The sequence below is a fragment of the Clostridium acetobutylicum ATCC 824 genome, from assembly GCF_000008765.1.
GTDB lineage: Bacteria > Bacillota > Clostridia > Clostridiales > Clostridiaceae > Clostridium_S > Clostridium_S acetobutylicum.
This window is the reverse complement of sequence record NC_003030.1, coordinates 1,931,261-1,944,611: the sequence shown is the minus strand read 5'-3', so window position 1 is coordinate 1,944,611 and position 13,351 is coordinate 1,931,261. Positions and strand designations below refer to the sequence as shown.

Annotated in this window: 11 protein-coding genes and 1 pseudogene; all 12 read right to left on the bottom strand. The window is 29.3% G+C overall.

All coding sequences use genetic code 11. The annotated features are described in order from the left end of the window. Positions 1-6: 6 nt before the first annotated feature. On the bottom strand, positions 7-963 hold the full coding sequence (locus CA_RS09315) for an AI-2E family transporter (RefSeq protein ID WP_010965100.1): 957 nt from the start codon (positions 961-963) through the stop codon (positions 7-9). A gap of 89 nt (positions 964-1,052) precedes the next feature. Then, the gene (locus tag CA_RS09310; protein WP_010965099.1) at positions 1,053-2,495 is read right to left on the bottom strand and encodes a LexA family protein; all 1,443 of its coding nucleotides are present in this window, start codon (positions 2,493-2,495) and stop codon (positions 1,053-1,055) included. 27 nt (positions 2,496-2,522) lie between these two features. Beyond that, a pseudogene (locus CA_RS09305) lies at positions 2,523-3,327 on the bottom strand (phosphatidate cytidylyltransferase). Then, positions 3,327-4,100 carry an isoprenyl transferase gene (locus CA_RS09300; protein ID WP_010965097.1) on the bottom strand — a complete coding sequence of 258 codons (774 nt, stop codon included), beginning with the start codon at positions 4,098-4,100 and terminating at the stop codon, positions 3,327-3,329. Before CA_RS09300 ends, CA_RS09305 begins: the two are co-directional and overlap by 1 nt. 107 nt (positions 4,101-4,207) lie before the next feature. Next, positions 4,208-4,765, bottom strand: coding sequence for a ribosome recycling factor (frr, locus tag CA_RS09295; RefSeq protein ID WP_010965096.1), 558 nt, complete (start codon positions 4,763-4,765; stop codon positions 4,208-4,210). Between the two features lie 19 nt (positions 4,766-4,784). Further along, a complete protein-coding gene (pyrH, locus tag CA_RS09290) occupies positions 4,785-5,495 on the bottom strand; it encodes a UMP kinase (protein ID WP_010965095.1) in 711 nt (236 codons plus the stop codon). A 70-nt stretch (positions 5,496-5,565) separates the two neighbouring features. Next, a complete protein-coding gene (gene tsf, locus CA_RS09285) occupies positions 5,566-6,486 on the bottom strand; it encodes a translation elongation factor Ts (protein WP_010965094.1) in 921 nt (306 codons plus the stop codon). Between the two features lie 107 nt (positions 6,487-6,593). After that, a complete protein-coding gene (rpsB, locus tag CA_RS09280) occupies positions 6,594-7,295 on the bottom strand; it encodes a 30S ribosomal protein S2 (RefSeq protein ID WP_010965093.1) in 702 nt (233 codons plus the stop codon). A 153-nt stretch (positions 7,296-7,448) separates the two neighbouring features. Then, a complete protein-coding gene (codY, locus tag CA_RS09275; RefSeq protein WP_010965092.1) occupies positions 7,449-8,225 on the bottom strand; it encodes a GTP-sensing pleiotropic transcriptional regulator CodY in 777 nt (258 codons plus the stop codon). Between the two features lie 161 nt (positions 8,226-8,386). After that, a complete protein-coding gene (gene topA, locus CA_RS09270) occupies positions 8,387-10,480 on the bottom strand; it encodes a type I DNA topoisomerase (protein WP_010965091.1) in 2,094 nt (697 codons plus the stop codon). 30 nt (positions 10,481-10,510) lie between these two features. Next, positions 10,511-11,575, bottom strand: a complete 1,065-nt coding sequence (dprA, locus tag CA_RS09265) for a DNA-processing protein DprA (protein ID WP_010965090.1) — start codon at positions 11,573-11,575, stop codon at positions 10,511-10,513. Positions 11,576-11,876: 301 nt separating this feature from the next. Then, positions 11,877-13,175, bottom strand: a complete 1,299-nt coding sequence (locus CA_RS09260; protein ID WP_010965089.1) for a cation:dicarboxylate symporter family transporter — start codon at positions 13,173-13,175, stop codon at positions 11,877-11,879. Between the last annotated feature and the right edge of the window lie 176 nt (positions 13,176-13,351).

Here is a 13,351-nt window from a genome sequence, read left to right as displayed (position 1 = left end):
TAAGTTCTATGAAGACAATATTATTTCTTTTGCGGTTATCACATAAATTGGCGCTATGAATAATCCTATTATTCCAAAAGCCTTAATTCCTATGTAGACAGATATTAGTATTATAAGTGGATGAATCTTTAATTTACTGCTCATAAAATTAGTCTCCATAATTTGTCTTGATACTTGAAGAAAAATATAGAGTGCTATAAGACCAAATATAGTAACGTAATTTTTTTCATACATCTTGTATATTATAAGTGGAATAAAAATTATTATAGTCCCAACATAAGGTAATATATCTAAAATGCCACATATTATTCCAAGCATAAAGCAGTCTTCTATTCCCAATACGAAGAATCCAATTATGGTTTGAATCGTGGTAATAAGTACTAAAAAAGTTTCGACCCTTAACAAACTTTTTATGTCACTAAATTTTTTCATAAGTATATGTACCTTGTTTTTAGTAAATAACTTCTCAGCTAAATTAACTATATCATATTTATCTACCAAAATAAAGTAAACAGACATGATAGAAACAAAGTATGTTAGTATGCCATCAGTAGTATATACTGCACTTTTTTTAAAAAAATCTGCATTAAATAATTTGTCAACAAATACATTAATCTTATTTAATAAAATATTAACATTAGATTCACCTATTATAGGCAATTTATTAATATCTAATACATTATGATAATGTTGAAGATATATGTTTAATTTCTGAGCAATAAAATTTCCTATTAAAAAAATAGCCAAAAATATCATTACATTTATAACAATAATACTTAATACAGCATTTATTCTATCCCCGAAAACTTTATGTTTACTTAAAAGATTGTATATTGGGCTACACAGTATAGTTAAAATAACAATACTAAGAAATGGTTTAAAATAGTACTTTATAAACAACGTAAAGACTACAAAAAATAATAAAAGAATTATGCATTCAATTAATTTTTTATAAAATTTCAATGTAATTACCTCTCAAAAAATAAAATAACTATAAAGTCATGTAAAACTTTATAGTTATTAATATTCATTAGAAGCACTTTATATTATTTTTAATTAGACTTTAAGACACCTACGGCAATTCCAATTAGCATTACCTGTTCATCCTCAGTAACCTTTATTGGACTATACAATTCATTTTCAGGCATAAAAGCAATACCATCTTTATCCATTTTTAACCTTTTAAGCGTTGCACTACCATCAATATTAACTGCTACAATATCTCTGTTCTCTGCTGCACCTGTTTTTTTTATAACCACACAATCTCCATCATTAATATCTGCATTTATCATACTATCTCCCTTAATTTTTAGTATAAAGCAATTTTTAGCATCCTTAACCCAGTATCTTGGAAGATAGAACTTGTCCTCAATTTGTGAATTTATAAGTATAGGTTCACCAGCAGCTATTTCATTAAATATTGGTATTTTCTCTATTTCATTTTCACCATACTCTATGTTTGCTGAATTCCCGGTTAAAATTATTTTTGAAGTATCATAGTTGTCCCTAATAAACTCAAAAGAGGTTTTATGCTTGATATCTTTGTAAGTGAATTTTTCTAGAGAATTTAAAGGTATAGTGGTATTTTCGTTTTTATAACTGTTTTTCAAAGTATAACTCTTTATTTTAGTTTCACTTACTAAACGTATGTTTTTTTTGTTTATGAACCACGAGGTACTATTTTCTATTAAATCACTATTATATGTAAAAAGCGTAGTGGAGTACTCTGAATTTTTTCTTATAGAATTAATAAAATCAACATGCAGTTTAGTTAAATTTTCAATACCATCAACTATTATATGTGTATACTTTTTTAAGCTGCTTTTTCGAGAATTTTTAATAGCAGCTTTAATTTTTTCTACAGTATCAAATTGTCTTTGTCTATTCAATTTATCATTATACATAAGCATAAGTTCAAAAATGCATTTTCTCATGTTTGAATTCTTATTAAGTCTGACATTCACATGTTTTTTTAATAAATTTCTTCCAGTACGTGCTATATTTTGGTATACATCTAAATTATTGTAACCGCAGCTTTTTATCCATTGAATTTCATCCTTTAGGAACTCAATATAGGTATCATTTAATACTTTGATATTTGGATAAAGCTTTTTCAAATCATCTATGCATGATTTCAGTATAGAATTTGTCTCTTTTTCATCAACAAGTTTTAAGTTTGATGGAAGATATCTGTCCATAACATCATCCAAAGTGGAAATTTCTATTACGTCCTTTTCTGGTGCAAGTAAAGTTGAATATTTAAAGTTTGCGTCGTCATATATAGATGAATATATATTATTAAATTTATTTAAGCTCTGCTTAGAATTATTAATTATTAATATTTTATCACTACTTGATATGCAGTAATTATTCTTAAGGAAAATACTCCTACAAGCTGCAATGGTACTTTTTCCAGTGTTGTTTTTACCTTTTACTAATAAAAAAGGATGCTTTCTGTCCTCTGCAATGTTATTTTCAATGCTAGTAAGTTTCAAAGTATTTTCCTCCTTATATAATAAATTTTATCTAAATACTATAAAGCTTAAATAATAGTATACTACTACAGAAGTAAATAATATACTGTCAAACCTATCCAAAATACCTCCAATGACCAGGTATTAAATTACTATAATCTTTAACTTGAGCATGTTCGTTTATTGATGATGCTGCAAGATCTCCGAATTGAGAAAAAACGCCGCATAAAATTCCTATTATTATGTAGTGATAAATAGCTATATTAACTCCATATTTAGAAATTATAAAACCATAAACAGTACATCCAATTACACTTCCTAGAACTCCACCAATCGAACCCTCAATTGTCTTTTTAGGACTTACTTTAGGACATAATTTTGTTTTTCCAAAAATTCTTCCTGAATAATAAGCTAATGTATCACAAAGCCAAGATGCTATGAATATAATCCACAACAAATAATTTCCATACTTCAAATCATTTGTTAGGGCAATAAAACTAAAGAAAACTGCTACATATATAAATCCTAATATTGTAACTGAAATATCTATATAATTATATTTAGTATCCAATGTAGGGACACAAAGCATAATAAATATACCTATTACTATCATAAAAAGTACAAACTTGTAATTAAGTTTATAGTTTATTAAAACATAGTAAGCTATACAAAGCAAGTATCCAACAATAGAAATAGGTTTAAGGTTAGCTTCCCTAGATACCTTATAATATTCATATAATCCAATCATCGATAAAGCAAAAACAAATATTTTAAGATATATACCTCCTAAAAATAAAATTATTAGGAGAGGAGCTAGAATAACTGCACCCAAATATCTTTTGTTTAAACTCATTATTTTACGCCTCCAAATCTTCTATCCCTATTCTGATAATCTTTTATAGCTGTATGAAGATCTTCTATAGAAAAATCAGGCCAATTTATATTAGAATACCAAAATTCAGAATATGCACATTGCCAAAGAAGAAAATTACTTAATCTTTTCTCCCCACTTGGACGTATTATTATATCTGGATCCGGAATACAACCTGTATATAAATACGAAGAGAATTCTTCATCACTTAAGTTAAATATCTCATCTTTAGATATCTTATTTTCCTCATAACTCGCAAATATATTCTTTACTGCATTTAATATTTCATCTCTGCCACCATAATTAAGTGCTAGATTAAGCATAAGACCAGTGTTATTTTTAGTTTTATTTTTTGCATCATTTAATGCTGTAATACAAGCCTCTGGCAATCCTAAAATATTGCCTATTGGATTTATAATAACATTATTTTTATTAAGTTCATTAAATTCTCTTTTTAAAAATTCAACAATAAGTCTCATAATTGCGTTAACTTCTTCCTTAGGTCTTATCCAATTTTCAGTTGAAAATCCATACACAGTTAAATATTTCACACCTATATCACTGCATTCTCTTACTATTCTTTTTAAAGCTTCACCACCAGCTTTATGTCCCATAGTTCTAGGGAGATTTCTTTTTTTTGCCCATCTACCATTACCATCCATTATAATTGCAATATGTTTTGGTATATTAGAAAAATTAATATCATTATCATTGCCTTTACCTTTGTCTTTATCAGACCTTATAAAATTTAGCATTATATTCTCTCCAATCAATATATAAATACACTGATATTTTAACATATATTTAATATAAAAAAAACCTGCATAAATGCGCAGGTTTTAAATAAGCAATATATATCGAGCTATATGGACATAATCTCTTTTTCCTTTGCTTCAACCATTTTATCTATTTCTTTAACATAGGAATCTGTTTTCTTCTGAATATCGTTTTCTGCACTCTTCATTTCATCTTCAGTTATAGAGTTATCCTTTTTCAAGCTCTTTACTTTATCATTTGCATCTCTACGTATAGCTCTTAAAGCTACCTTGCCATCTTCTCCAGCTTTCTTTACATTTTTCACTATATTTTTCCTTGTTTCTTCTGTTAGTTCAGGAATAACAAGTCTCATTGTTGTACCATCATTAGATGGATTCAACCCCAAGTCAGAAATCAATATTGCCTTTTCTATACTTTTCATAGCTGATTTATCCCAAGGTTGAATCATGAGAACTCTTGATTCAGGTACTGATATATTAGCAAGTTGATTTAATGGTGTCATTGTTCCATAGTAGTCAACTTCAATTCTATCAAGCATAGCTGGGTTTGCTCTACCAGCTTTCATTGATGTTAATTCCTTTTTTAAAGCTGATATACTTTTTGTCATTTTTTCTTCTAATTCTTTAATTATATCACTTATCATAGAAATAAATCCTCCAAATTTATTTTGATACGATAGTACCTATTTTTTCACCTAAAACGGCCTTCCTTATGTTTCCCGAAACATCAAGACCAAATACTATTATTGGTATATTATTATCCATACATAGTGATGTAGCAGTTGAATCCATAACCTGAAGATTTTTTTCAAGTACTTCCATATAAGTTAGATTATCAAATTTAATAGCATCGTCATACTTATGTGGATCTTTATCATAAACTCCATCCACCTTCTTAGCAAGAAGAATTACATCTGCTTCTATCTCAGCAGCTCTTAATGCAGCTGTGGTATCAGTAGAGAAATATGGATTACCAGTTCCACCAGCAAAAATAACAACTCTTCCTTTTTCAAGATGTCTCATAGCTCTTCTTCTAATAAAAGGCTCTGCTACCTGTTTCATTTCTATAGCTGTTTGGACTCTAGTATCCACATCCATGTTTTCAAGTGAATCTTGAAGTGCTAAGGCATTTATACATGTTGCAAGCATCCCCATATAATCTGCAGTAGTTCTATCCATTCCTTTACCATTTCTTCCACGCCATATATTTCCGCCACCTACTACAGCACCAACTTCTATTCCTAAGTCAACAATTTCTTTAATTTCTTTAGCAATCCTATTTGCCACTTCGAAATCAATACCGTATCCATTGGTTCCTGCTAGCGCTTCACCTGAAATTTTTAACATTACTCTTTTATATTTTATTGATTGCATACTGTACCTCCAATGCTACCATATATCATTTTATTTTAAAAAAAGAGAACACGCAGTGTTCTCCAATATGTTATTTGCTCTGCTGCATTTGTTTTTGTACTTCTTCAGCAAAATTTTCTTCTTTCTTTTCTATTCCTTCTCCTCTTTCGAACCTTACGAAATCAGCTATGGAAATAGCAGCACTTAATTCTTTTGATTTTTTAGCCACCAATTTTGAAATTGTTAAATCAGAATCTCTAACCCATACTTGATCTAATAAACATACTTCCTTCAAGTATTTCTTTATTCTTCCTTCAACCATTTTTTCAACAATTTTTTCTGGTTTGCCTTCATTTAATGCTTGAACTTTGTATATTTCTCTTTCTTTGTCTAATGCTGTTTGGTCAACAGAAGTTTCATCTAAATATAATGGATTTGCTGCAGCAATTTGCATACAAATATCCTTTGCTAAAGTATGAACTTCATCAGAAATCTTATCAGCGTTTAAGTTAACAAGAACTCCAATTCTTCCATCACCATGTATATAGCTTTGGATTGTTCCATTTTCATTTGAAAACTTAGTAAATCTTCTTAAATTAATATTTTCTCCTAATTTAGCAATTAAAGCAGTTATAACATCTTTTAATTTACTGCTTCCATCTACATAGTTTTCTTCTAATAATTCTTCTACTGTGTTTGAATTACTTTTTGCTGCTAATTTAACGATGTTTTCTGCTAAAGCTTTGAAATCTTCATTTGCTGAAACGAAATCTGTTTCACAGTTTACTTCAGCAATTGCTCCGCTTTTTCCATCTTCATTTACATAAGCAACAACCAATCCTTCTGATGCTACTCTGCCTGCTTTTTTTGCAGCAGCTGCCAATCCTTTTTCTCTTAGTATTTCTACTGCTTTTTCTGAATCTCCATTAGCCTCACTTAAAGCTTTTTTACAAGCCATCATTCCGGCTCCAGTTCTTTCTCTTAATTCTTTAACTGCACTTGCAGAAATCATGTTTCATACCTCCGTTTTATGCTTCAATTCACATAAACAAATGAAGAAGAAATCTTCTTCATTTGTTTATTAAAATATTTATATTATATACACAATTCTTATTTTTACTACTCAGCTAATTGCTCGCCTTGTCTTCCTTCAATTATTGCATCTGCAATTTTTGAAGTTATAAGTCTTACTGCTCTTATAGCATCATCGTTTCCTGGAATTACATAATCAACTTCATCAGGATCACAATTTGTATCAACAATTGCAACAACAGGAATTCCTAATATTTTCGCTTCTGAAATAGCATTCTTTTCTTTTCTTGGATCAACTACAAATAAAGCTCCAATGTTAGATTGTGTCATATTTACTATTCCACCTAAATTTTTTACAAGTTTCTCTTCTTCGTTTCTTAAGATGATAACTTCTTTTTTAGGTAAAACATCAAATGTTCCATCCTCTTCCATTTTCTTTAAGCCATTTAATTTTGCAATTCTAGTCTTTATTGTATTGAAGTTTGTTAACATACCACCTAACCATCTGTTGTTAACAAAATGCATTCCTGCTCTTACTGATTCTTCAGCAATTGCTTCTTGAGCCTGTTTTTTTGTTCCTACAAAAAGAATATCCTTACCCTGTTCTGATACTTCTCTTATGAAGTTGTAAGCTTCATCAATTTTCTTTACAGTTTTCTGAAGGTCTATAATATATATACCATTTCTTTCTGTAAATATGTATGGAGCCATTTTAGGATTCCATCTTCTTGTTTGATGTCCGAAATGAACACCAGCTTCTAATAATTGTTTCATTGAAATAACTGACATAATTTTTCCTCCTAAATTTTGTTATTACCTCCACTATCTTTTATTTAAAACCACTATATAACACATAGCACAGATTTCAAATTGGATAGTGTGTGTATTTTTACCTATGTAAGTATATCACATACACTTTATCTGTTCAAGAATTTTCTTTAATTATTTTATTTTCTTTAATCCTTCTAATAATCTATCATTTAAAATCTTTATGTGAGTACCTTTCATTCCAAGAGATCTAGACTCTATAACTCCTGCACTTTCAAATTTTCTAAGAGCATTAACAATAACAGATCTAGTTATACCAACTTTATCTGCAATTTTAGATGCTACTAGAAGTCCTTCATTTCCATCAAGTTCGTTAAATATATGTTCAACAGCTTCTAACTCTGAATAAGATAGAGTTCCTATAGCAAGCTGAACAACAGCTCTTTTTCTAGCTTCTGCTTCTATTTCATCATTTTTAGATCTTAGTATCTCTAGTCCAACAATTGTTGCACTGTACTCAGCTAAAACCAAATCATCATCAGTGAACTTCTTGGTAAACCTAGCTAAAACTAAAGTTCCTAAACGTTCTCTATTTCCTATTATAGGAACTATTGTTGAAACTTTGTTTTCAAACTCACATTTTTCATTTTCATAGAATGTACAAAATTCAGTATGCTTTAAATTAGCTTTTGTTTCCTTGCAATCTAAAAGTTTTAAATTATAGGAATCAGGAAATTTCTTAGTAGGGATTATTTCTTTTTTTAATTTTTCACATTCAAAACCACTTGAAAAATTATTACCTAGTATTTTCCCTTTTCTACTCACAACGTATACATTACATTCTAGCACTTCGCTTAATATATTACATATATCATCGAAAATAACTGGTTCTGTTCCTGATTTTTGGAGTATTGTATTTAGCTTACGTGTTTTATTTAATAGTATGGACATTACTTTTCCTCCCGATTTCCTTATCATTATTGTATTAAAACATTACAATTTTTCTTAACATTTCGAATTATCAACTTATCTATTAAAAATAATATCATATATGTTTTTTTTATTCAACCTTATTTTTTACAATTCCGACAATTATAACTATAATAATACAATTATTTTTTGTCAGGATCAGGATTAGATTTTTCATATTTACACTCTTGGTTAGAGCACTGAAGATAGTATCCTTTAGCCTTGCTAAATTTTTTAACCATAAAGCTACCGCAATTTGGGCAATTTTCTTCTGTAGGTTCAAACCAGCTTACAAAATCACAGTCTGGATAGTTACTACATCCAAAAAATTTCCTTCCTTTTTTACTTCTTCTTACAATTACATCTCCACCGCACTTAGGACATTTTACTTTCAATTTTTCTACAATAGGTTTTGTGTTTTTACAATCTGGATATCCTGGACATGCCAAAAAATCTCCAAACCTTCCGTGTTTAATAACCATATTTCTGCCACATTTGTCACACTTTATATCTGTAACCTCATCCTCTATGGTTATTTTAGCAACTTCTTTTTCAGCAATATCAATTGCTTCCTTCAAAGGTTTAAAGTATTCATCAACAATTTCTTTCCAGTTTTCTTTTCCTTCTTCAACATTATCGAGCTTATTTTCCATATCAGCGGTAAACTCAATATCTATAATTTGCTTAAAATAATCGCTTAATATATTATCTACTATATTTCCAAGTTCAGTAGGGAATATAGCCTTTTTTTCCTTCTTTACATATTTTCTATCGATAAGAGTTGAAATAATAGGCGCATATGTACTTGGCCTTCCAATTCCATTTTCTTCAAGAGTTTTTACTAATGAAGCCTCCGTAAATCTAGCAGGTGGTTGAGTAAAATGCTGCTTGCCATCTATCTTGTCTGTATGTAACAAATCACCTTTTTGCAACAACGGAATTTTTTCATTATGTTCATCTTCTTCAATATTGTACTTATAAACTCTCATAAAACCTTCAAATTTAACATTGCTACCTGATGCCCTAAATGTATACTCACCATTTTTTATTTCAATAGATAACGTATTTAAAATACAATTAGCCATTTGACTTGCCATAAATCTAGACCATATTAAATTATAAAGCTTATATTGATCATCCTTTAAACTTGATTTTACCATACCAGGAGTAAGCTCTATATAAGTTGGCCTAATTGCTTCATGAGCATCTTGAATATTCTTTTTACTTTTATATAATTTGGGACTTGGAGGTAAATACTCTTTACCATATTCATTTAATATATAATCATTAGCTGCCTCTTGAGCTTCTTTTGATACTCTAACTGAATCTGTTCTCATATAAGTAATAAGACCGATTGTACCATGTCCCTTAACATCTATTCCTTCGTAAAGCTGTTGAGCTACAGACATTGTCTTCTTTGTTGAAAAGTTAAGTTTTTTATTTGCATCCTGTTGAAGAGTACTAGTAGTAAATGGTGGAAGAGTATTCTTATTTTTTGTGCCCTCTTTTACATTTTCAACTTTAAACTCATCTTTCTTAATACTATTTATTATTTGTTCATTTTCTTCTTCATTATTTATTTTTATCTTTTTACCTTTAAATGAAGTTAGTCTTATTGTAAACTTATCTTTTTTAGATTGTTTATATACTTGAGCATCTATGCTCCAGTATTCTTCTGGTTTGAAATCATTTATAAGCTTTTCTCTACTGCATACCATTTTAAGAGCAACGGATTGAACTCTACCTGCACTTAGTCCCCATTTAACCTTTCTCCATAAAATTGGACTTATCTTATATCCAACTAATCTGTCAAGAACTCTTCTTGCTTGCTGTGCATCTACAAGATTAATATTAATTTTTCTTGGACATTTTATTGCAGTTTTTATTGCATTCTTGGTTATCTCATTAAATTCTATTCTGCACTTTTCACTTTCATCTATCTTTAAAACCTTTGAAAGGTGCCAAGAGATAGCCTCCCCTTCTCTATCAGGGTCGGTTGCAAGATATATTTTGTCACATTTCTTTGCTGCCTTTTTTAGTTTATCCAATAATTCACCCTTGCCTCTAATGGTTATGTATTTAGGATTATAATTATCATCTATATCTACTCCTAAAGTACTTTTAGGAAGATCTCTTACATGCCCCATTGATGCTTCTACAATGTAGTTTTTCCCCAGATATTTACCTATGGTTTTTGCCTTGGCTGGAGATTCCACTATTACTAATTTCTGTCCCATCTTATCCCCTCCAAAATAAAGTTTATATATTTACAAACAATCATTTACTCTTACATAATAACTTCCACTTAAGCATAATATTTTATTTTTCAACTGCATTTCAAATAATAACTCATAAAGTTCCTGAATGTCAATATTAAGACATCGTTTTATATCATCAACATGAATGGGCTTATCACTAACCAGGTCATATATTTGCCTTTGATTTTCAGGCATTGAGCTATATGATGAATTATTTCGAATTTTTTTAAAATTAATTTTTTGAAAATTTAAAATTCCAAATACGTCATCAATATCTTTTATTACATGTGCACCATCTTGAATAAGTTTGTTAGTACCCCTGCTCATTTTAGAGAAGACAGATCCTGGAACTGCTCCAACATCCTTACCTTGTTCTAAAGCAGAGGACGCTGTTATTATCGAACCACTCTTAATATCTGCCTCAGTAACTAAAACTAGATTACTAAGTCCACTTATAATTTTATTTCTTATTGGAAAATTATATGGCAGCGGTTTTGTATTTGGTTTATATTGAGAAATTATACACCCATTTCTAATAATTTGGCAATATAAATTTTTATTTTCTTTTGGATAAATAACATCAGCCCCACAGCCAAGTACAGCACAAGTATATCCGTTATTTTCCAAGCATATTTTGTGAGCATATGTATCTATCCCCCTGGCCATACCACTTATAATTCCTATTCCATTTATCGATATCTCACGAGAAATTATAGTTGTAATATCCTTACCATATTGTGTACATCTTCTTGAACCTACAATTGCAACATTATAATTCAATTCATTCAATTTCTTAATATTTCCCATATAGAATAATCCATAAGGCATGTCATCATAATTTTTTAATACTTTAGGATAATCATCGTCATTCCAGAAAACTATTTTCATTCCACTTTTTTTCATTTCATCTTTTATATAATTTATCTTCTCAATATCAAATTTATACTTCTGAATTAGCTCTGAATTTTTGAAGTTATACAAAATCTCATCTGAAGTTTTATAAATCCTTAAAAGCTCTAGTTTTTGCCTATATGGCAAATTAATTGTAGCAAACCATAAATCATTATCATACATTTAATTGTTCTCCTAATACAATTTTTATAAATATTTATTTTTTATGTAAATTCTTTATGCATAATTATGTTCATAAAAAAGGTTTTTATTCAAAATGAAAAAACTTACCTATAATACTTTATAATTTATTATATAATCTCAATTAATATGTACTGTTTTTTTTATAGTAAACCTTAGTAATTATATAAACTTTATTAATCAGATTATCATAATTTTTTACTCTAATAAAAAAAGCCGCTTGTAGTAATTTACAAACAGCTTTTAACTTAAAGAAAGTAGGCCAATTTTATTATATAGGAAACTACTTTACTTCATTAACATCAAATTTATTATTTATTGCTTGGACATATCTTTCACCTTGAGCATTATCATATACGCGCTCCCATTTTGATACTACCACAGAGGCTAATGAATTACCAACTACATTTACAACAGTTCTTGCCATATCAAGAATACGGTCAATTCCAGCTATAAATGCCACTCCTGCTACTGGAATACCCATTGAGCCTAAAGTAGCTAATAGTACAACAAGAGATGCTCCTGCTACACCGGCCATACCTTTTGATGTAATCATGAGAATTATCACTAATTTGACTTGTGCTGCCAACGATAAGTGAATTCCATAAGCTTGGGCTATAAACAATGACGCAATAGACTGATATAGTGTTGATCCATCAAGATTAAATGAATAACCTGTTGGAATAACAAATGATACAATTCCCTTAGGACAGCCAAATTTCTCCTTCTTCTGCATTATTTTAGGCAATACTGCTTCAGAACTTGCTGAGGTAAATGCAAGAATAATTTCATCCTTTATAACTCTAAGAAATGAAATAAAATTTACCTTAACAATAAACTTTGAAATTACACCAAGTATTACAAAGATGAAAAATATCATAGTTCCATAAATTGTAATAGTTAACTTCCCAAGTGGAATTAAAGATTTAACTCCGAACTTAGAAACAGCTACTCCCATTAATCCGAATACGCCAATTGGTGCAACTTTCATAACTTGATTAGTCACCCAAAACATTGCATCAGAAATTCCTTGACATAAATTCAAAACAGGCTTTCCTTTTTCTCCAATAGCTGCAACTCCTAGTCCGAACATAACTGAAAAGAATATGACAGAAAGCAAATCTCCTTTAGCAAAGGATTCAATAATATTTGCAGGAACAATATTTACAATCATATTTATCAGGCTACTATTTTCAGCTGTTTTAGTGGTTTTCATGTAACTGGATATATCAGCTGCCGAAAGTGAACTTAGGTTTATACCTGTTCCAGGATGAAATAGATTAGCTGAAACTATTCCGAGTATTATTGCCGTTGTAGTTACTAATTCAAAGTAAACTATAGTTTTCAGACCCAATCTTCCAACTGTTTTTCCACTTCCGCCACCAGCAACTCCGACAACAAGCGTAGAAAAGATAATCGGAATTACAATCATTTTAATTAGATTTATGAAAATATCACCTAATGGTTTTAAATATGTACTAACTGTTGTATTTCCATAAAAAACAATACCAACTATAATTCCTAGTACAAGCCCAATAATTATTTGTGTACCTAATCCAAGTTTAAAATTCTTCTTTCTCATTTTATACTCTCCTTGTCAATATGTTTCTTATAAAGCTATTAATAGGTAGACCTTTATCTATAACCCTTAGTATATCATAGTTAATAATGAATTTGTTCAATAAATTTATATAATAAACCTAGTTTGATACTTTTTATATAATATTTAGTGGTTTCTATCAATTTATTTATAGTTAT

Bases quoted from the DNA above. Each gene is read 5' to 3' on its own strand.
- CA_RS09300 (WP_010965097.1), bottom strand. From the start codon at position 4,100: ATGCTAAATTTTATAAGGTCTGATAAAGACAAAGGTAAAGGCAATGAT.
- frr (WP_010965096.1), bottom strand. From the start codon at position 4,765: ATGATAAGTGATATAATTAAAGAATTAGAAGAAAAAATGACAAAAAGT.
- pyrH (WP_010965095.1), bottom strand. From the start codon at position 5,495: ATGCAATCAATAAAATATAAAAGAGTAATGTTAAAAATTTCAGGTGAA.
- tsf (WP_010965094.1), bottom strand. From the start codon at position 6,486: ATGATTTCTGCAAGTGCAGTTAAAGAATTAAGAGAAAGAACTGGAGCC.
- rpsB (WP_010965093.1), bottom strand. From the start codon at position 7,295: ATGTCAGTTATTTCAATGAAACAATTATTAGAAGCTGGTGTTCATTTC.
- codY (WP_010965092.1), bottom strand. From the start codon at position 8,225: ATGTCCATACTATTAAATAAAACACGTAAGCTAAATACAATACTCCAA.
- topA (WP_010965091.1), bottom strand. From the start codon at position 10,480: ATGGGACAGAAATTAGTAATAGTGGAATCTCCAGCCAAGGCAAAAACC.
- dprA (WP_010965090.1), bottom strand. From the start codon at position 11,575: ATGTATGATAATGATTTATGGTTTGCTACAATTAATTTGCCATATAGG.
- CA_RS09260 (WP_010965089.1), bottom strand. From the start codon at position 13,175: ATGAGAAAGAAGAATTTTAAACTTGGATTAGGTACACAAATAATTATT.